The sequence below is a fragment of the Anaerosalibacter massiliensis genome (genome assembly GCF_024623155.1).
Taxonomy (GTDB): domain Bacteria; phylum Bacillota; class Clostridia; order Tissierellales; family Sporanaerobacteraceae; genus Anaerosalibacter; species Anaerosalibacter massiliensis.
The window spans coordinates 403,434-421,691 of sequence record NZ_JANJZL010000001.1 but is presented as its reverse complement, the minus strand read 5'-3'; the positions used below and the strand labels follow the sequence as shown (position 1 = coordinate 421,691).

At 29.5% G+C, this 18,258-nt stretch carries 24 protein-coding genes; 21 read left to right on the top strand and 3 right to left on the bottom strand.

Features of this window, described 5'->3' with window-relative positions; all coding sequences use genetic code 11:
* Nucleotides 1–80: 80 nt before the first annotated feature.
* The 12 genes from NSA23_RS02455 (at nt 81) to spoVAE (ending at nt 7,424) form a co-directional block, all read left to right on the top strand.
* Nucleotides 81–947: an NlpC/P60 family protein gene (locus tag NSA23_RS02455; protein WP_042681340.1), complete on the top strand. Its 867-nt coding sequence runs from the start codon at nt 81–83 to the stop codon at nt 945–947.
* 69 nt (nt 948–1,016) lie between these two features.
* Nucleotides 1,017–1,490 carry a hypothetical protein gene (locus NSA23_RS02450; RefSeq protein ID WP_257490091.1) on the top strand — a complete coding sequence of 158 codons (474 nt, stop codon included), beginning with the start codon at nt 1,017–1,019 and terminating at the stop codon, nt 1,488–1,490.
* Nucleotides 1,491–1,706: 216 nt separating this feature from the next.
* Nucleotides 1,707–2,552 carry a bifunctional 5,10-methylenetetrahydrofolate dehydrogenase/5,10-methenyltetrahydrofolate cyclohydrolase gene (locus NSA23_RS02445; RefSeq protein WP_042681344.1) on the top strand — a complete coding sequence of 282 codons (846 nt, stop codon included), beginning with the start codon at nt 1,707–1,709 and terminating at the stop codon, nt 2,550–2,552.
* A 143-nt stretch (nt 2,553–2,695) separates the two neighbouring features.
* A complete protein-coding gene (spoIIAA, locus tag NSA23_RS02440) occupies nt 2,696–3,040 on the top strand; it encodes an anti-sigma F factor antagonist (protein ID WP_246119199.1) in 345 nt (114 codons plus the stop codon).
* Nucleotides 3,041–3,046: 6 nt separating this feature from the next.
* Nucleotides 3,047–3,487: an anti-sigma F factor gene (spoIIAB, locus tag NSA23_RS02435; RefSeq protein WP_042681349.1), complete on the top strand. Its 441-nt coding sequence runs from the start codon at nt 3,047–3,049 to the stop codon at nt 3,485–3,487.
* A 5-nt stretch (nt 3,488–3,492) separates the two neighbouring features.
* The gene (gene sigF, locus NSA23_RS02430) at nt 3,493–4,254 is read left to right on the top strand and encodes an RNA polymerase sporulation sigma factor SigF (protein WP_042681351.1); all 762 of its coding nucleotides are present in this window, start codon (nt 3,493–3,495) and stop codon (nt 4,252–4,254) included.
* A gap of 81 nt (nt 4,255–4,335) precedes the next feature.
* Nucleotides 4,336–4,497, top strand: a complete 162-nt coding sequence (locus tag NSA23_RS02425; protein ID WP_187116659.1) for a hypothetical protein — start codon at nt 4,336–4,338, stop codon at nt 4,495–4,497.
* Between the two features lie 6 nt (nt 4,498–4,503).
* On the top strand, nt 4,504–5,139 hold the full coding sequence (locus NSA23_RS02420; RefSeq protein ID WP_042681352.1) for a stage V sporulation protein AA: 636 nt from the start codon (nt 4,504–4,506) through the stop codon (nt 5,137–5,139).
* Between the two features lie 11 nt (nt 5,140–5,150).
* A complete protein-coding gene (locus NSA23_RS02415) occupies nt 5,151–5,570 on the top strand; it encodes a stage V sporulation protein AB (RefSeq protein ID WP_050069787.1) in 420 nt (139 codons plus the stop codon).
* 13 nt (nt 5,571–5,583) lie between these two features.
* Nucleotides 5,584–6,033, top strand: coding sequence for a stage V sporulation protein AC (gene spoVAC, locus NSA23_RS02410; protein ID WP_042681354.1), 450 nt, complete (start codon nt 5,584–5,586; stop codon nt 6,031–6,033).
* Nucleotide 6,034: 1 nt separating this feature from the next.
* Nucleotides 6,035–7,054, top strand: coding sequence for a stage V sporulation protein AD (gene spoVAD, locus NSA23_RS02405; RefSeq protein WP_042681356.1), 1,020 nt, complete (start codon nt 6,035–6,037; stop codon nt 7,052–7,054).
* Nucleotides 7,055–7,067: 13 nt separating this feature from the next.
* Nucleotides 7,068–7,424, top strand: a complete 357-nt coding sequence (gene spoVAE, locus NSA23_RS02400; protein ID WP_042681358.1) for a stage V sporulation protein AE — start codon at nt 7,068–7,070, stop codon at nt 7,422–7,424.
* Nucleotides 7,425–7,462: 38 nt separating this feature from the next.
* Here spoVAE and NSA23_RS02395 read toward each other — a convergent pair whose 3' ends face one another.
* Nucleotides 7,463–10,357, bottom strand: a complete 2,895-nt coding sequence (locus NSA23_RS02395) for a penicillin-binding protein 1A (RefSeq protein ID WP_257490090.1) — start codon at nt 10,355–10,357, stop codon at nt 7,463–7,465.
* A 120-nt stretch (nt 10,358–10,477) separates the two neighbouring features.
* Between NSA23_RS02395 and yunB the strand changes: the two genes are divergently transcribed.
* The 6 genes from yunB (at nt 10,478) to NSA23_RS02365 (ending at nt 14,884) form a co-directional block, all read left to right on the top strand.
* Nucleotides 10,478–11,122, top strand: coding sequence for a sporulation protein YunB (yunB, locus tag NSA23_RS02390; protein WP_050069788.1), 645 nt, complete (start codon nt 10,478–10,480; stop codon nt 11,120–11,122).
* 39 nt (nt 11,123–11,161) lie between these two features.
* On the top strand, nt 11,162–12,463 hold the full coding sequence (hflX, locus tag NSA23_RS02385; RefSeq protein WP_042681364.1) for a GTPase HflX: 1,302 nt from the start codon (nt 11,162–11,164) through the stop codon (nt 12,461–12,463).
* Nucleotides 12,464–12,469: 6 nt separating this feature from the next.
* A complete protein-coding gene (locus NSA23_RS02380; protein ID WP_042681366.1) occupies nt 12,470–13,135 on the top strand; it encodes a HEAT repeat domain-containing protein in 666 nt (221 codons plus the stop codon).
* 116 nt (nt 13,136–13,251) lie between these two features.
* The gene (locus tag NSA23_RS02375) at nt 13,252–13,695 is read left to right on the top strand and encodes an NUDIX hydrolase (RefSeq protein ID WP_042681369.1); all 444 of its coding nucleotides are present in this window, start codon (nt 13,252–13,254) and stop codon (nt 13,693–13,695) included.
* Nucleotides 13,696–13,783: 88 nt separating this feature from the next.
* Nucleotides 13,784–14,437 (top strand): YigZ family protein, encoded by a 654-nt coding sequence (locus NSA23_RS02370; protein WP_042681371.1) that lies wholly within the window; start codon nt 13,784–13,786, stop codon nt 14,435–14,437.
* Nucleotides 14,438–14,482: 45 nt separating this feature from the next.
* Nucleotides 14,483–14,884 (top strand): CoA-binding protein, encoded by a 402-nt coding sequence (locus NSA23_RS02365; protein WP_050069789.1) that lies wholly within the window; start codon nt 14,483–14,485, stop codon nt 14,882–14,884.
* Between the two features lie 10 nt (nt 14,885–14,894).
* Here the strand turns inward: NSA23_RS02365 and NSA23_RS02360 are convergent, their stop codons facing one another.
* Nucleotides 14,895–15,245, bottom strand: a complete 351-nt coding sequence (locus tag NSA23_RS02360; protein WP_042681374.1) for a sulfite exporter TauE/SafE family protein — start codon at nt 15,243–15,245, stop codon at nt 14,895–14,897.
* Nucleotides 15,242–15,601: a sulfite exporter TauE/SafE family protein gene (locus NSA23_RS02355; RefSeq protein ID WP_042681376.1), complete on the bottom strand. Its 360-nt coding sequence runs from the start codon at nt 15,599–15,601 to the stop codon at nt 15,242–15,244. Before NSA23_RS02355 ends, NSA23_RS02360 begins: the two co-directional genes overlap by 4 nt.
* A gap of 130 nt (nt 15,602–15,731) precedes the next feature.
* Between NSA23_RS02355 and cysK the strand changes: the two genes are divergently transcribed.
* The 3 genes from cysK to NSA23_RS02340 all read left to right on the top strand — a co-directional run bounded on the left by cysK (nt 15,732) and on the right by NSA23_RS02340 (nt 18,217).
* On the top strand, nt 15,732–16,646 hold the full coding sequence (cysK, locus tag NSA23_RS02350) for a cysteine synthase A (RefSeq protein WP_042681378.1): 915 nt from the start codon (nt 15,732–15,734) through the stop codon (nt 16,644–16,646).
* A gap of 29 nt (nt 16,647–16,675) precedes the next feature.
* Nucleotides 16,676–17,401, top strand: a complete 726-nt coding sequence (gene nadE / locus NSA23_RS02345; RefSeq protein WP_042681380.1) for an NAD(+) synthase — start codon at nt 16,676–16,678, stop codon at nt 17,399–17,401.
* A 69-nt stretch (nt 17,402–17,470) separates the two neighbouring features.
* Nucleotides 17,471–18,217: a YebC/PmpR family DNA-binding transcriptional regulator gene (locus NSA23_RS02340; protein WP_042681383.1), complete on the top strand. Its 747-nt coding sequence runs from the start codon at nt 17,471–17,473 to the stop codon at nt 18,215–18,217.
* Nucleotides 18,218–18,258 lie beyond the last annotated feature (41 nt).

Genomic DNA, 18,258 nt, shown 5'->3' with positions numbered 1-18,258 from the left:
TACTAAATGCAATATATAATATAATGATTACTGTAATAATACTCGTAATATATGTAAAAAAATAAAAGGATGTGTTTTTGGTGGGGTGCAATAAGAAATCTTGTATAGCAACTATTTTAACAATAGGCATGCTAACTTCTACAAGTTTTGCTAATGCTGGGGGGCATTCGCTAAACTCTGATTGCAAAAAAGAAAAAACAATAAAGATAATAAAAGAGAAAAAAAGCATTTCTAGAGAAATAAAAAAAGATAAGAAGCATAAAGAAAATATTTTAAAAACAAAAGAAGGAAAAGAAGCTTATAAAGTGTTAAATAAGACTTTTCTATTAGACAAGCCAAGCGAGGATGGAAAAGTTATAGAAGAATTAGATTCAGAACAAGTTATATATTTAATTAATAGCTATGGAGGTTATGGCTTGTTTATAACTAAAGACTCCAATAAAGGATTTGTAAAGCTTGATGATGTAAATGATGAGCCAGAAGAATTAGTAAACGTAACTATTGGTATTTCAAAAGTTACAAAGAGAATTACCAACGAAAATAAATATAATTATAATCTTGTAAAAGGAGATAATGTTTTAATCAAAGATTATGATGAAAATAATAAGAAATACATAATTGTAGATGAGTTTGGAAATGAGTTTAAATTGATTTCAGAATATATTAGTTTAAATGGGAATCCAGCTATAGCTTCAAGAAATGAAAATTTTAATTCAAAAGGATCCTTAGAAAATACTTATAATGAGAGAAGATCTATTGAAAAATCATATTTGAAAAATGGAGATTTATTGTATTTTAGAAATCAAGAAGGAAATTTTAATGTAGGATTATACTTAGAAGAGAATAAAATCATATATCCTTTATTAAGAGATAGAGAAATTAAAATCCCAAATGTAGACTCCATGAATCTTAAAAATGTAAATATTAGAAAAATAATAACTAGATAACTATTAGTATTGATTAGTCTAAAACATGGACTAATCTTTTCTATATCTAAATAAAGAGGAGGAGTGGAGATGAATTATGAGATTACAAAAAAAGAGAGGATTGCTAGGATTGTTAGTATTTTAACAGTTGTTCCGCTAGTTGCTCTTTTCACAATAACTTTATTGTATATTAATTTTAAAGAAGATTTTCAAGGTTTTTTCTGGTATTTTTATTCTATTTTATTTCTAACCATACTACCTATATCTGCCTATCCATTAAAATATATATTACCTAGTTATAGGAATTCAGGAAGAGGTGGGGAAAGAAAACTTGCTTTTATTTTAGCGATATTAGGCTATGTATTGGGAAGTTTTTTTGTCTTTATACTTAAGGGTTCACTTATTGTAAAAAAGATATTTTCTGTTTATTTCACATCAGGAATAATTTTGACTTTTGCTAATAAAAGTTTAAAATTTAAAGCTAGTGGACATGCTTGTGGAGTATCTGGACCTATTACACTTTTATATCATTTTTTGGGAATCCAATTTTATTTTTATATCTAATAATACCATTAATATTTTGGGCAAGAATAAAATTAAAAAGACATACATATAAAGAATTAATAGCAGGTACTTTAATAGGAATATTTTCTACAACTATAGGTATCTGGTTATTGTAACTTTTATAGTATGAATAGTAAAACTTTAACTTATTTTTCCTATATGATATAATAAAATTATTTAAAGGTAAATGAAAATATTTATAAAAGGGAGGTTGCTATGTCTAGTATATTAAAAGGGAAGGAAGTTGTTAAGAGGGTTAAAGAGGACATTAAAAGGGATATAGTAGATTTAAACGAAAAGGATATTGAACCTACATTAGCTATAGTAAGATTAGGAGAAAATCCGGATGATATTGCTTATGAAAAAAGCATACTTAAGAATTGTGAAGGGGTAGGAATAGAGGGTAAGGTTTATAAAAAGGATTTAAATATTTCTACGGAGGAATTGATAAATTCAGTTGAAAGATTAAATGAAGATGATAGTATTCATGGTATATTAATATTTAGACCATTGCCAAAACATATTGATGAAGATATAATAGCTAAAACAATTAGTCCATTAAAGGATGTAGATTGTATGAATCCTTTAAATCTAGAAAAAATATTTGAAGGAGATATGAAAGGATTTGCACCATGTACTCCAAAGGCTGCTGTAATGATTATGGATCATTATGATATTCCCTTAAAGGGAGCTCATGTAGTTATTATAAATAGGAGTATGGTAGTAGGTAGACCACTTTCTATGATGCTACTGGGCAAGGATTCTACGGTTACTATTTGCCATTCTAAAACTAAGGATCTAAAGAAATTTACCAATAGTGCGGACATAATTGTAACAGCTTTAGGTAGATCAAAATATATTACTAATGAATATTTCAACAAAGAAAGTGTTGTAATAGATGTAGGAATAAGCTTTGATGAAAAAGGAAAAATGACAGGAGATGTAGATTTTGAAAATGTATCTCCAAATGTAAACGCTATTACTCCAGTGCCTGGTGGAGTAGGAAGCTTGACTACTTCTGTTCTATTGAGTCATGTAGTGCTTGCAGCTAAAAATATTTAAGCTATTAAAAAGAGTCTTTTTAAAAATTAAGACTCTTTTTTTCTTTTTCATACAAAACTAGTCAATTTTTGATGAAGGAGAATATATAAGTAATATAGAAATATAAGAATGGATAGATGAATATAGCTATAGGAGGGATTGGCTTGAGGTTAATATTGGACACTATTGATGAAAATCTAATAGTTAAATTTAAAGGGGAGTTAGATCATCATACAACTGAAAAAGCTAGAGAAAAAATTGACAAATGGTATTTTGAAAAGAGAAAAAGAAATATAATATTTGATTTAAGAGAGTTAAATTTCATGGATAGTTCTGGAATAGGTCTTATAATGGGAAGATATAAGACTTGTAAGGAAAATAGGGGAGAGGTATTTATAGTAAATTCCAGTTCTAATCTAGAAAGAATCCTAAGTATGTCAGGAATTTATAAGATAATAAAAGTCTATCCAAGTGTTGATTCTATATTGGAAAATACTTTAGAGAGGTGAGAGTTGATGAGAAATGAAAATCATATGAAATTAGAATTTGTTAGTAAATCTAGCAATGAAGCTTTTGCAAGGGTAGTAGTAGCTGCTTTTGCTTCTCAACTAGACCCTACTATAGAAGAAATATCAGATATAAAAACAGCAGTTTCAGAAGCAGTTACAAATTCTATTATTCACGGATATGAAAATTCTGAAGGAATTGTAACTATAGAGTGCAAAATAATTGATAATATAATAGAAATAATAATTGAAGATGATGGAAAGGGAATAAATAATTTAGAAAAAGCTTTAGAGCCTTTCTATACATCTAGACCAGAGTTAGAAAGATCAGGGATGGGCTTTACTGTAATGGAGACTTTTATGGATGATTTGGAAGTAATATCTGAGCCAGAAAAAGGGACTAAGGTTAAAATGACAAAGAAGTTTAAAAGCCTTTCTAATAGGGAGTAGATACTATGACTAAAAAGGATATAAATGAAAATGGACTTTTAAGTCATGAGGAAACTATGAAACTTATAGTAGAGGCTCAAAATGGAAATGAAGAGGCTAAGGAAATATTAGTTAGTAGAAATATAGGACTTGTAAGAAGTGTATTAAAAGGATTTACTAATAGGGGTTATGATACTGAAGATTTATTTCAAATAGGTTGTATTGGTCTTCTGAAAGCCATAGATAAATTTGATGCAAGCTATAATGTAAAATTTTCTACATATGCTGTTCCCATGATTATAGGAGAAATTAAAAGATTTTTAAGAGATGATGGTATTATAAAGGTGAGTAGATCTTTAAAACAGGCTGCAATAAAAGTAAAAATTGCTTCAGAAAAATTATCTAAAGAATTGGGAAGAGAACCTACAATCCAGGAGATAGCTGATGAAATAGGCATGGATAAAGAAGAAGTTATAGTAGCATTGGATTCTAATTATCAACCTGATTATTTACATGATATAATTCACGAAAGTGATGGTTCGCCTCTTTATTTAATTGACAAAGTAAGTATAGATGAAGAAGATGAAGGAGATATTATAGATAAAATACTTTTAAAGGAAATGTTAGGTAAGTTAAAATCTAGGGATAGACAAATAATCATAATGCGTTATTTTAAAGATAAAACTCAAGTTGAAGTGGCTAAAATGTTAGGCATATCTCAAGTCCAAGTATCAAGGATAGAAAAGAGAATATTAAAAAATATGAGGGAAATGTTAGCAAAGGCATGAATTCATGCCTTTATTTTTTTGAATTAAAATAAAATAAAGGTAAATAATAAAGATGAGAATAAAAGATATGGGAGTGATTTAATGAAAATAAAAACTAGAAATTTACTAATACTAGTCTTAGTGCTTATTTTTTCTTTCTCAATGGGAATAATTTTATATAAGAACAATAATAAATCTAATAAATCTATTCCCAAGAAAGCAAAGTTTGTATTGAATACTATTGATTATAATAGAAAAGAATAGATTGAGGTGAGAATCATAGATAAAGATCAAGCATATATAAAATTAGAATCTAGATATACTGTAGAGCCAAATAGTAATGTTTATTTAACTGATGTAGCTGAAATATACTGTAATAATCCAAATGTACAAAAATTTTTAGAAGGGCTTAAAGTATATAAATCTAAAAATGAAGAAATTTATGAATTCATATCTGCTATAGATATATTAAGTAAAATAGAAAATCAAAAAGATAATGTAGATGTAGTAATGACTGGAGAACCTGAAGTGTTAATTGAAGTTAAAAAAGCAGAGAGAAAAAGTAAGATATTTGAATATTTTAAAGTATTAATAGTATGTTTAGTATTATTTTTTGGAGCAGGATTGGCGATTATATATTTTCACGAAGATGTAAATATGCAGAAGTGTATGGAAAAAATTTTTTATACAATTACAGGAGAATATAATAAGAATCCTTTAATTATACTCATTCCATATTCTCTAGGTATAGGCATAGGCATGGGAGCTTTTTTCAGTCCTATATTTAGTGTTAAATCAAAACGAAAAGAGCCAGGTCCATTGGAAGTAGAAATGGATCAATATAATAAAGAAATAGATGAATACATTGTAGAGGAAATAAAAAATACTGAGAAACCTCTTAAATAGGTGGTGATACTTTGTTAAATGCTTTACTAATGTTTATAGGAGTATCTGGAGGAATAGTTGTAGGAAATGCAGCAGGTGCTTTTATTTCTTTGTTAGGGATAGTTCCAAGATTAGCGCAGATAAGTGATACAGATAGTAGAGTACCTTTATATCAATGGATTTTAATTATATCTGCAACTATGTTTAGTTTTATATTTTTTTCAGAGTTCTCTTTTAAATTTAGTAAATATCTTTTAATTATACTTGGACTGTTTTTTGGTACTTTTGTAGGGCTATTTGCTTCTGCACTGGCAGAAGTTTTAAATGTAATACCAGTATTATCTAGAAAAATGGAAATTATCTACTATACACCTCTCTTAATTATCTCGATAGTATTAGGAAAGGTATCAGCTTCATTATTAAACTGGTTAGTATTAGTTAATTACAAATAGAAAGGAGTAAATTATGGATAGATTAAATAAAAAGGAATATGAAAAGTATGCAGAAAAGAAAATCCCAACACCTACTTATTTTAAAAATATATTTTGGGCTTTTGTTGTAGGTGGTGGAATATGTGTATTAGGTCAATTTATTAGAAATTGGCTTTTTTCAAGAGGTTTAAATGAAAAACAGGTAGCTGCAGGAACCTCTATAATGTTAGTATTTATTGGTGCTTTCTTAACAGGTATTGGAGTATATGATAGATTAGGAAAAGTTGCAGGAGCAGGTTCAATAGTACCTATTACTGGATTTGCCAATTCTATAGTCTCTCCAGCTATGGAATTTAAAAGAGAAGGTTATGTTTTTGGAGTAGCAGCACGAATGTTTACAATAGCAGGACCAGTTTTAGTATATGGAATAGGAAGTTCTATTTTGGTTGGAATAATCTATTTGCTATTTGGAGGTGGTAAATAATATGACACTGAAAAGAATAGGAACTCAGACTGTAAAGCTAGAGAATCCTCCATCTATTATTAGTACCGCAAGTATTGTAGGACCTAAAGAGGGAGAAGGACCACTTAAAGAGTACTTTGATATGATTTTAGAAGATGATCTTTGGGGCCAAGAATCTTGGGAAAAATGTGAAAGCAAATTACAAGAAGAGGCAGTAAAGATGGCATTAACTAATGCTGAATTAACAGAAAGTGATATTAATTATCTTTTTTCTGGAGATTTACTAAATCAAATTATTTCTTCTTCCTATTGTGCTAGACAACTTAGTATGCCTTATTTTGGCCTTTATGGAGCATGTTCTACTATGGCCCAATCTTTAAGTTTAGGTGCTATGACTATAGACGGAGGATTTGCTGACTATGTAGCTTGTGTTACTTCTAGTCATTTTAGTTCAGCGGAAAGACAATTCCGTTATCCACTAGAGTTTGGAAATCAGAGGCCATTTTCTTCTCAGTGGACTATAACTGGTTCTGGTGCTGCTATAGTATCTTCTACAGGAAATGGACCTTTTGTTACATATGTAACTACAGGAAAGGTTATTGATGCAGGGATAAAAGATGTAAACAATATGGGGGCAGCTATGGCTCCGGCTGCAGTAGATACTATATCAAATCATTTTAAAGATACAGGGTATACTCCAGATGATTATGATTTAATAATAACTGGAGATTTAGGTTTTGTAGGAAAAGACATTACATCAGATCTATTAAAACAAGAAGGATATGATATATCAGAGGTTTTTAATGATAGTGGGATTAAGATATTTGCTCATAAAGAACAAGATACTCATGCTGGTGGAAGTGGCTGTGGCTGTTCAGCAGTAGTATTTGCTGGTTATGTATATAAGGAACTTTTAAAAGGTAGTTTAAATAAGGTTCTCCTAATTTCTACAGGTGCTCTTCACTCTCCAATCAGTACACAGCAAGGAGAATCTATACCAGGTATAGCACATGCAGTAACTATAAGCAATTCAAAAGAGTAGAGGAGGATTTGAAATGGAATATTTAAAAGCTTTTATAATTGGCGGGCTTATATGTGTTATAGGTCAAATTTTAATGGATGCTACTAAATTGACTCCTGCCCATATCCTTGTAATATTTGTTACATCTGGTGTCATACTTACAGCCATAGGAATATATGAACCTTTGATTGATTTTGCTCAAGCAGGAGCATCAGTGCCACTAACAGGATTTGGATATGCCCTTTGCAATGGAGCATTTGAGGGAGTTAAAAAAAGTGGACTTATAGGAGCATTTACTGGAGGATTAGAAGCTACTGCTGGAGGTATAGCAGGAGCTATTATATTTGGATATATCATGTCAATAGTATCAAATCCAAAAACAAAGGACTAAAAATAAAGGACTAAGGAAAATTTCCTTAGTCCTTTAAATTAATTATTATTGGTTTTGTCTCCATCTTCGCCTGACTTATCTGGTTTATCAGGATCTTCACCATTTCCTGGATCTTTTGGACTCTCTGGATTTTCTGGATTTTCTGGGTTTTCTGGTGGTGGAGTTACATCATCTTTTTTATCATCCTTTTTATCATCCTTTTTATCATCCTTTTTATCATCTTTGTCTTTATCTTTATCCTTTTCCTTATCTTTATCTTCTTCTTTCTCCTTATCTTTTTCCTTATCTTCTTCATCCGGCTTTTCCTTTATAATTCCCTTATGAGCATTGCAAGATGCAGTAGGAACAGTGCCTTCTACAAATATTTCTGATATTATAGTACCTTCACTACTACATAGTGTACCAGGTAGTTTTCCAGATTTAGAACATACATTGGCAGTTGTTATACCATTTGGCCTGTCAAATCTTTTATTTTCTAAGCCTTCATGAGCTTTAGTCATAATATTTCTCCACAGACCAGAGGCCATTGAACTTCCCTGATTCAATTTGATTGCAGGAGAATCATTTCCTATCCATACTGCTGATACATAATATGGTGTATATCCAACAAACCAAGCATCTGCATTTTCCTGAGTAGTACCTGTCTTACCAGCTGTAGTCATATTAGGAATAGCCGCTTTTTTTGCAGTACCGCTTGTTACAGTGGTTCTTAAGATATCAGTCATTACATAAGCTACTTGTGGAGATACTACTTTATTTTTCTTAGGCTCATTGTCAATAAGGACATTTCCATGTTTATCTAGTATTTTAGTAAAAGATGTAGGTTCAATATAGGTTCCACCATTTGCAATAGAACCAAAAGCTGCTGTCATTTCCAATGGAGTAATTCCTCTTGTCATACCACCAAGACCTAAAGCAGCAAGGTTTTCATCATTACTTGCTTTATTTTCACTACTAGATATAAAATTATCATCCTTAGGATTATTTTTATTCACAATTCCCATTCTAGACAAATATTCTATAGAAGTATCTATACCAATAGATTCTAAAGTCTTAACAGAGTTTACATTCATAGATTGTTCTACAGATTTTCTAAGAGGAGTAGGTCCCCAATAGCCTTTATACCAGTTATTTGGCCACAAATTGCCAGCTCCATTATAATGAGGTGCATCATCAATAGCAGTAGCTGCAGTAAATCCATTATCTAATGCTGGTAGATATACAGCAATAGGCTTTATAGATGAACCTGGCTGTCTAGGAGAAGAAGTGGCTCTATTTAATAATTTATTTCCTTTGATATCTCTTCCACCTACTAGAGATTTTATTTGACCATTAGTATGATCCATTATAACTGTAGCAGATTGAGGTTGAACTACTCCTTCTTCATTTCTAAAGAAATAATCATCGCTTATAATTAAATTGCCATTTTCATCAAGAGAATAGAAATCTTTATTTTTAGATAAAAAGTCTTTAGAAATAATTATTTCTTTATTCTCTCCTATACGATATGCATCCTCAGAAATAGCCAAAGCTCCAACGGGATGAGTAGTTAAATTTCTCTTTTCATTAACTGTATAATAATCAGCAATATCTATACTTTTTGTATAAGGAGTGAGTTTTTTATTGTTGATTATTAAGTTATCGTCATTAATTTGGAAAGAACCATTTTCTATCATAAGATTAAAATTCTTGTCAAATAAATGATCCTGTCTATAATATATAATGTTATTTCTTTCATCTCTTATATTTCCACTGCTATCTAGAGACCAGCTGATTAATACAGGTTTTCCAGCTCCTTCTGGATTTCCAAATAAAATTTCTGTAAAGTTTCTGTAGACATCTTCTATTTTATGTTGCATATCTACATCCATAGTAGAATATATTTTTAGTCCACCAGTATATAATTCTTTTTCTGCTTCTTCTCTTGTATAATCAAGTTTTTCAACTAAAGCATCAATAACTTGAGATTTAACGAAATCAGTAAAATAAGAGGATATTCCTTTGATTTTCTTCTCTCCAGGTTTTAAATGTTCTGCCACATTTTCACTTAAGGCCTCTTTATACTGTTTTTCTGTAATATAGCCTAATTCTTTCATTTTCATAAGGACTACTTTCTGACGATTTACAGCTTCATCATTATATACAGCAATGTATTTTTCACCTAAAATGTCAATTTGTCCTACTTCGGCAGTGGACTTGCTGTCAAAGTTTTCAGGTTTAACTATTTTATAGGGTGGGTACTTAGATGGACTTTTGACTATACCTGCAAGAAGTGCACTTTCTCCAATAGTTAAATCCTCTACATTTTTTGAAAAATAAGTTTGTGAAGCTTCTTGTACTCCATAAGCACCTTGGCCTAAATAAATTCTATTTAAATAGGCTTCAAGTATTTGATCTTTTGTAAGAGCTTTTTCTAGTCGTAGAGCGATATAAGCTTCTTTAATTTTCCTATCAAGTTTTTTTTCATTAGTTAGATATAGATTTCTAGCTAATTGTTGAGTTATAGTACTAGCTCCTCTTACTGTAGATTTAGCCTTTATATTGTCTATGACAGCACTCATAATTCCCTTTGGATCTACTCCCATATGTTTTTCAAATCTTTCATCTTCAATAGCTATAAATGCATCTTGTAGATGCTTAGGGATTTTTTCTAAATCAACAATAGTCCTATATTCTTGAGTTTGAACCTTTTCTATCACCTTTCCATTTTCATCTAATATAAATGAAGTTTGATTTAACAATGCCTCTATATTTGTAGGCTCTATTTCTGGAGCATCTTTTACTATAGCTACTACAATACCAGTTATAGCACCTATAGATATTACAATAACTACTAATAATGCTAATAAAGATATTTTTAACTTACTTTTCTCTTTTTTGACTTCTTTTTTATTATTTGTTTTTTTTGTCTTTCTTTTATTGCTCTCTGACATTAAACTACCTCCTTAAATGGTAAAAAAGGTAAAATAGTAAATTAATTATAACATATTTTTTCTATAAAAACACACTTTAAACTAATAGTATGCATATATTATATACGAGGGGGGCTTTTTTTGAAACATATATTTAAAAGAAATAAACATATTATATGGATAGTTTTAGTAATTTTTGTTGTAATATACATATTTAAATATATTGATAAAAATATAAAACCTACATTAATAGCTATATCTGAGATTAAAGCAAAGGCTATGGCTACTGAAGTAATAAATGATTCTGTTAACTTAAGAATAAATGATGATATTGATTATAAAGATTTAATATTTGTTAAATATGATGATAATGGAAAAGTAACACTAATGCAAGCAAATACTATAGTAATGAATAGTATATCATCTGATGTTGCTTCAGAAGTACAAAAACAACTAAAAGAAATTTCTCAATCAAAAGTTGATGTGCCTTTGACAAATGCTTTTGATACACAACTTTTAAAACTACCTAGTATCAATATGGAAATAATACCTGAAGGAGCAGTTTCTGTAGATTTTGCCACTGAATTTCAAGAGTCTGGAATAAACCAAACTAGACATAGAATCTATCTAATTGTAGAAACTAATATTAAAATTATTGTGCCATTAGTATCTGAGGAAATTAAAATTAGTACTAATGTACCAATTGCAGAAACTATAATAATAGGAGATGTTCCAGAGCAATATATAAACGTTCCAGGAGATGATGTATTGAAAGTAGTTAAATAATAGAAAAGAAATAATATATATAGTATAATATGATAGAGAATGGATGGTGATATGGTGATTTCAAATGAAAAATCAAGAGAAAAAGTACTAATTGTAGGAGTAGATTTAGGAGAAAGAAATTTTAATATAGATGATTCCTTAGAAGAACTAGAAGAACTTGTACTAGCTGCTAATGGAGAAGTAATAGAAAAACTTATTCAAAAAAGAGAAAAAATTAATCCAGCTTATTATATAGGAAAGGGAAAGGCAAATGAGATAAAAAATTATTGTTATGAATTAAATATAGATACTGTAGTTTTCAATGATGAACTTTCACCTGCTCAAATTAAAAATTTAGAAAATATTATAGAAAGAAAAATAATAGATAGAACTAATTTGATACTTGATATATTTGCTAAAAGAGCCAGTTCTAAAGAGGGACAACTTCAAGTAGAGTTAGCTCAACTTAAATATAGACTTCCCAGATTAGTAGGGCTTAGAGATTATCTATCTAGAGAAGGTGGAGGTATAGGGACTAGAGGACCTGGGGAGCAAAAGTTGGAAACAGATAGACGTCATATTCTAAGGGAAATTGACAATATTGAAAGACAATTAAGAAATATAAAGAAAACTAGAAATATAAAAAGGAAGAAGAGAGAAAAAACAGATCTTCCTATAGTTGCATTAGTAGGTTATACAAATGCCGGAAAATCTACAATTTTAAATAAGATAATTGAGTTAAATGAAAACTATGATAAAAACAAGAAAGTATTTGTTTATGATATGCTTTTTGCTACATTAGATATTTCTCTTAGAAAAGCAGAATTGCCAAATGGTCAACCTTTTCTCATAACAGATACAGTGGGTTTTGTAAGTAAACTACCTACAGATTTAGTTGAGGCTTTTAAAGGTACTTTGGAGGAAGTAGAATATGCAGATTTACTTCTTCATGTAGTAGATGCTTCAAATGAAAATTTGGATCTTCAAATGAATACAACCTATGATATTTTAAAGGATTTAAATGTGTTAGATAAGCCTATTATCAGTGTATTTAATAAAATGGATAAAGTAGGAGATAAAAAACTAATATATGATGATAGGTATGCAGATGAAGAAATATTTTTATCCGCAAAAAATGGAAAGGATATTAATAGATTACTTGAAGCAATTCAAGAAAATTTACCTATAAAATATATAGACACTACTTTAATAATCCCTTATGATAAACAAGATATATTATCTTATATATTTGATAATTATAATGTGGAAATCATCGACCATATTGATGAAGGTACAGAAATAAAAGTAGAACTGAGTAGTGTAGATTATAAACGATATTTTAATTATATAAAGAATAGGTGATATTGTATGAAAGGTAGAAATATTTGGAAAAATATTTCTGAATTAGATGATTATTTTATAACTTATTTATTGTATAAAGAGGGAAAATCTATAGAAAGCATTGCCATTATTAGAAAAATGTCTAAAAGTGAAGTTGAAAAGGATATTATAAAAAGTAAGATATTTTTTTCAAAGGATGCAAAGAAAGATGATGAATTAATAAAAATTATAAGTTTATCAAAAAAAGAGAGAATAGCGTATTTAAATAATATGACAAAGGATGAAAAAAATAAACTATCTGATGAAATTTATAAAAGATATATTAAATTTAAAAATCAAGAAGATAGAATGATTCTCATTTGGCTTATAGGAGAGCTTGATGAAGATAGATTTCTTCCTTTTTTAAGAATGGAATTAAGAAGTAAAAATGTAAACTATAGAAGGCTCTCTTGTTCTGCTTTAGGGAAAATGAATAGAAAGGAAACTAAAGATTGGTTAGAAACTGCTTTAAGAGATGAGAATCCTCAAGTAAGACAATATGCAACAAAGGCATTATCAGGGATAGGAGATGAATATACTATAAAATTATTAGAAAAGATTGCTATTGTAGATGAAAAGGAATATGTGAAAAGAGGAGCTAAGAAATCTATTGAAGAAATAAAAAATAGATTAAAAATAGGGGTTAATAATTAGAAATATTACATAGAATATATATAAGAAGAAATCTTAATTTTTATTTTCAGAAAAATATTGAAATTCAATTAAATTTGATGTATCATTAAATTAATAGATATGGGAGGTGATTGCCAATGATAGTAAGAAAATGTGCTGGCGGTATAGTTTTCCACAGGAATAAGGTGTTTATTCTAAAAAATGATAAAGGTCACTGGGTATTGCCAAAAGGGAAAATTCGTAACGGTTCTCTAGCAGTAGAGACGGCCCTAAATCATGTAAGGATTGAGGGAGGCGTTGAGGGTGAAGTAATTTCTACTGCGGGAGAAACTAGTTACGAATTTTATTCTTTGTCTAGAAAACAACCAGTATATAACTTTATTACTTGGTACATTATGGAATCTCATTCTGAGGGTTTTGAATTTAATAAAGATTTAGGATTTTTAGATGGAGGCTTTTTCCCAATAGAAGAAGCTATGGACAAAATAACTCACAATCAAGATAAATCACTTGTAAACCTTTCCTACAAAAAATATTTAGATATGATTAATATGGAGGATATAGAAGAAGTTTATGTGTAAGGGTAGCTTGCTACCCTTATTTTTTATTTTCCTGTAAAAGATGATATAATTGTGAATAGTTAAATATAAAGGTGGAAAGGAGATAAGGATGAAAAATAGATATAGAACTATATATAAAATGGGCGAAGATGAAGTTTCAATTAAAAAATCTAGATTTATTGGATATGCAATGCCTATAAATTCAGAAGAAGAAGCTATAAAATTTATTGAAGAAATAAAAGCTAAACATAGGGATGCGACCCATAATGTTTATGCTTATGTTCTGGGAGAAGATAATAATATTCAAAGATATAGTGATGATGGAGAACCTAGTGGTACAGCAGGTATACCTGCATTAGAAGTTATAAAAAAGGAAGATTTAAGAAATGTGGTTGTAGTAGTTACTAGATATTTTGGAGGAAAGAAATTAGGGACGGGAGGACTTATAAGGGCGTATACAAAAGGAGCTAAAATAGGAATAGAATCTGGAATAATAATAGAAAGAGTACTTTTTAGAAAAGTGAAAGTTAGAATTGATTATACACTATATGGTATGGTAGAAAACCATTTAATTAATAAAAAAATTTATATAGAAGATACTATATTTGATGATGGAGTCAATATTATACTTTATATTGAATATGATAAAGATGAAAGATTTAGAAAAAACATACAAGAACTTACAAATGGAACGGGTATTATTGATGATATTGGAGAGGAATATCTTTCAATAAAAGATGGAAAAATATTAAAAAAACAATAGATTAAATATACATATATAGGGTAAATGTAAGGTGGAGGTGCAAATATGAAAAAAATGAAGAAAAATAAAGCGGAAATGTTGGATAAAAAAGTTTGGGCTGTAGTAGGTGCAACACCTAGTGAAGAAAAGTTTGGATATAAGATTTGGGAAATACTTAGAGAACATGATTATGAAACTTATGGAGTGAATCCAAAATATGATGAGATAAAAGGTCAGAAAATATATAAATCTTTAAAAGATATTCCAGTTAAACCTGATGTTATAGATTTTGTAGTACCACCAAAAGTAACTCTTGCTTTTCTTGAAGAAGCTAAAGAATTAGGAATAGAGTATTTGTGGTTCCAGCCAGGAACTTTTGATGATAATGTAATTGAGAAGGCAGAAGAAATGGGATTTAAAATACTATATCATGATTGTGTATTGGCAACTTTAAAAGAAATAGAATAGGCTTATAAGCCTATTCTTTCTTAATGAATAACTCACCTATACCTATGCATAATAATAGTATACTAAATAACTTTTTTAAAACATTAGAATTTATTTTAATTGCTAAAGAAGAACCTATAAGAGCTCCTATTACTCCACCAACTATTATTAAAATTGCTAGTTTAAACTCAATATTTTTATTTAAGTAATGAATAATTAAGGCAACTATAGATATGGGTATAAACACTATTAAATTAATTCCTTGAGCTTGCTTTTGAGTTAATTCAGTGAATAAGATTAGTGAAGGAATAAGTATAGTGCCTCCACCAATTCCCATACCACTTACTATACCTGAAAAAAATCCAATTATAAATAATTTCATTTTATCAACATCCTAATAGCAGCGAATATAATGATAGAGCCAAATATTTTTCTTAGTATATTTACAGGCACTTTATTTAATAATTTTGCACCTATAAAACTTCCTAGCATTCCACCTATTGCTACTATAAATGCAATATTTAGCTGTATTATATTATGCTTATAATATATTAAGACACTTATAATACTTAGAGGAAGTATTATAGATATGGCAGTGGCATGAGCTTTATGGTCATCTACATTTAACAAAAATACTAATGCAGGAACTACTATAGTACCTCCTCCAGAACCAAAAAGACCATTTACAAGTCCTGCTGCTAAACCTATTCCAACGGTTTTAAGTTGCTTTTTTTCCATAGTTATCTCCTTTATAGTTTATATGGTATAATATTTTGTAGTTAAAGTATCTTTATAGTTAATTTTTCCTAAACAATTAAACCTTATTCAAAATATAGATAGTTAAAATTTTTAATGGAGGTGTTTTAAATTGATTGCAAACAATATAATTGATCTTATAGGAGAAACTCCTATACTTAAAATGAATAATATAGTTGAAAAAGATTGGTCAGATGTATATCTAAAGCTAGAATATTTTAATCCGGCAGGTAGTGTAAAAGATAGACCAGCCCTTTATATGATAGAAGAGGCTGAGAAAAAGGGAAAGTTAAAGAAAGGATCAGTAATTATAGAGCCTACTAGTGGAAATACAGGAATTGGTTTAGCAATGGTAGGGGCGGCTAAAGGATATAAAGTGATTTTAGTTATGCCTGATACTATGAGTGTTGAAAGAAGAAGTTTACTTAAGGCTTATGGTGCAGAAGTTATTTTGACTCCAGGAGAGAAAGGAATGCAAGGTTCTATTGATAAAGCAGAAGAACTAGTTAGAAATAATGAAAATTATTTTTTACCTTATCAATTTAAAAATCCAGATAATCCAAAAGCTCATGAAGAGACTACAGCTCTAGAAATATTGAAACAAATGAATGGAGATATAGATGTATTTATAGCTGGAATAGGAACAGGAGGAACCATAACTGGAGTTGGAAAAGTTCTAAAAAAAGAAATACCTAATGTAAAAATAATAGGAGTTGAACCAGCTTCTTCTCCATTATTATCAGGTGGAGATGCGGGCCCTCATAAAATACAAGGAATAGGAGCAAATTTTATTCCAGAAATATTAGATTTAGATTTATTAGATGGAGTGGAAAAAATAAAAGATGAAGATGCTATAGAAATGACTAGAAGATTAGCTAGAAAAGAAGGAGTACTATTAGGAATATCTTCTGGTGCAGCAGCTTTTGCGGCATTAAAATGGGCTAAAAAATTAGGTGAAGGTAAAAGAATAGTGGCCATTGCTCCAGATTCAGGGGAAAGATATTTAAGTACAAAAATATTTGAATAAAAAATATTATAAATAATGGAGGTACATTCGTGGAAAATATAGAAAAAATATGTGATGAACTAGTTAGTTGGCTAAGAGAAAAAGTTAGTGAAGCAAATGCGAGAGGTATAGTTTTTGGTTTAAGTGGTGGGATAGATTCAGCTGTTGTAGCAGGTTTTGCTAAAAAGGCTTTTCCTGAGAATAGTTTAGGAATTATTATGCCTTGTCATAGCAATCCTATAGATGAGGAACATGGAATATTGGTAGCAGAAAGTCTAAATTTGAAAACTACTAAGATAGATTTAACTAGTACCTATGATATATTTATGGAGACTGTATCTAACAATGGAGAATCAAAATTAGCTGAAGCTAATGTAAAACCTAGACTTAGGATGACTACATTATACTATTTCGCTCAAAAGTACAATTATTTAGTTGCAGGTCCTAGCAATAAAAGTGAATTTACTGTAGGGTATTTTACTAAGCATGGAGATAGTGCTGTAGATATATTTCCTATTGCTTCATTTGTTAAATCTGAAGTAAGAGAACTTGCCTATTGCTTAAATATACCTGAAAAAATTATAAACAAACCTCCTACAGCTGGTCTTTGGGAAAATCAAACAGATGAAAAAGAAATGGGATTCAGTTATGATGTATTAGATAACTATATAAAAACTGGCAATGGTGATAAAGAAGTTGTAGATAAAATAGAAAAGATGAATAAAAGAAGTGAACATAAGAGAAAATTTCCTCCCATATTTACCTCAGAAAAATAAATCTAGTGAAATAGTTCGTTTTATATGTTAAAATATTATTGTTATTGATAGAAGGAGGTTAGAAACGGTATGGCAGGACATTCAAAATGGTCGAATATTAAAAGAAAAAAAGGAAAAGAAGATGCTGCTCGTGGTAAAGTTTTTACAAAACTAACTAGGTATATTACTGTAGCTGTTAAAGAAGGTGGAGATGATCCAGAGTACAATCCTGCACTTAAGGCTGCTATAGAAAAGGCTAAGGCTGAGAATATGCCTAATGATAATATAGATAGGGCAATTAAAAAAGCTGCTGGAAGTCAAGATGCTAACAACTTTGAAGAAATTAAATATGAAGGATATGGCCCAGCAGGAATAGCAGTATTTGTTACTTCTCTAACAGACAATAGAAATAGGACTGCTTCAGATGTAAGACATGCTTTTGATAAATTTGGTGGAAACTTAGGTCAAACAGGATGTGTTTCATTTATGTTTGATAGGAAAGGCGTACTTGCTATAGAAAAAAATAATAGTATAGATGAAGAAGAGCTCATGATGGAAGCTATTGAACTTGGAGCAGAAGATTTTAGTTCAGAGGAAGAAGTATTTGAAATAATCACAGCTCCTGGGGACTTTAATAATGTAAGAGACACATTAAAAGAAAATGGATACAGTTTTGTAACAGCAGAAACTTCTTTCATACCACAAAATACTGTAGAACTTAAAAATGAAAAAGATATTAAAAACATGGTAAAACTCATAGAGAGTCTTGAAGACAATGATGATATTCAAGAAGTATACCATAATTGGGAAATCCCTGATGATTTAGAAATTGAGTAGATTATAGAGGTCTAATACCTAAAAAATCGAAAAAAGAGAAT

Excerpts from the sequence above, each read along its gene's own strand:
- NSA23_RS02355 (WP_042681376.1), bottom strand. The coding sequence starts at position 15,601 with ATGGAAAAAAAGCAACTTAAAACCGTTGGAATAGGTTTAGCAGCAGGA.
- spoVAC (WP_042681354.1), top strand. The coding sequence starts at position 5,584 with ATGGATAGATTAAATAAAAAGGAATATGAAAAGTATGCAGAAAAGAAA.
- NSA23_RS02450 (WP_257490091.1), top strand. The coding sequence starts at position 1,017 with ATGAATTATGAGATTACAAAAAAAGAGAGGATTGCTAGGATTGTTAGT.
- NSA23_RS02365 (WP_050069789.1), top strand. The coding sequence starts at position 14,483 with ATGAAAAAAATGAAGAAAAATAAAGCGGAAATGTTGGATAAAAAAGTT.
- spoVAE (WP_042681358.1), top strand. The coding sequence starts at position 7,068 with ATGGAATATTTAAAAGCTTTTATAATTGGCGGGCTTATATGTGTTATA.
- spoIIAB (WP_042681349.1), top strand. The coding sequence starts at position 3,047 with ATGAGAAATGAAAATCATATGAAATTAGAATTTGTTAGTAAATCTAGC.
- NSA23_RS02375 (WP_042681369.1), top strand. The coding sequence starts at position 13,252 with ATGATAGTAAGAAAATGTGCTGGCGGTATAGTTTTCCACAGGAATAAG.
- NSA23_RS02360 (WP_042681374.1), bottom strand. The coding sequence starts at position 15,245 with ATGAAATTATTTATAATTGGATTTTTTTCAGGTATAGTAAGTGGTATG.
- hflX (WP_042681364.1), top strand. The coding sequence starts at position 11,162 with ATGGATGGTGATATGGTGATTTCAAATGAAAAATCAAGAGAAAAAGTA.
- NSA23_RS02425 (WP_187116659.1), top strand. The coding sequence starts at position 4,336 with ATGAAAATAAAAACTAGAAATTTACTAATACTAGTCTTAGTGCTTATT.
- NSA23_RS02370 (WP_042681371.1), top strand. The coding sequence starts at position 13,784 with ATGAAAAATAGATATAGAACTATATATAAAATGGGCGAAGATGAAGTT.
- NSA23_RS02445 (WP_042681344.1), top strand. The coding sequence starts at position 1,707 with ATGTCTAGTATATTAAAAGGGAAGGAAGTTGTTAAGAGGGTTAAAGAG.
- sigF (WP_042681351.1), top strand. The coding sequence starts at position 3,493 with ATGACTAAAAAGGATATAAATGAAAATGGACTTTTAAGTCATGAGGAA.
- NSA23_RS02340 (WP_042681383.1), top strand. The coding sequence starts at position 17,471 with ATGGCAGGACATTCAAAATGGTCGAATATTAAAAGAAAAAAAGGAAAA.
- NSA23_RS02380 (WP_042681366.1), top strand. The coding sequence starts at position 12,470 with ATGAAAGGTAGAAATATTTGGAAAAATATTTCTGAATTAGATGATTAT.
- spoVAD (WP_042681356.1), top strand. The coding sequence starts at position 6,035 with ATGACACTGAAAAGAATAGGAACTCAGACTGTAAAGCTAGAGAATCCT.
- NSA23_RS02395 (WP_257490090.1), bottom strand. The coding sequence starts at position 10,357 with ATGTCAGAGAGCAATAAAAGAAAGACAAAAAAAACAAATAATAAAAAA.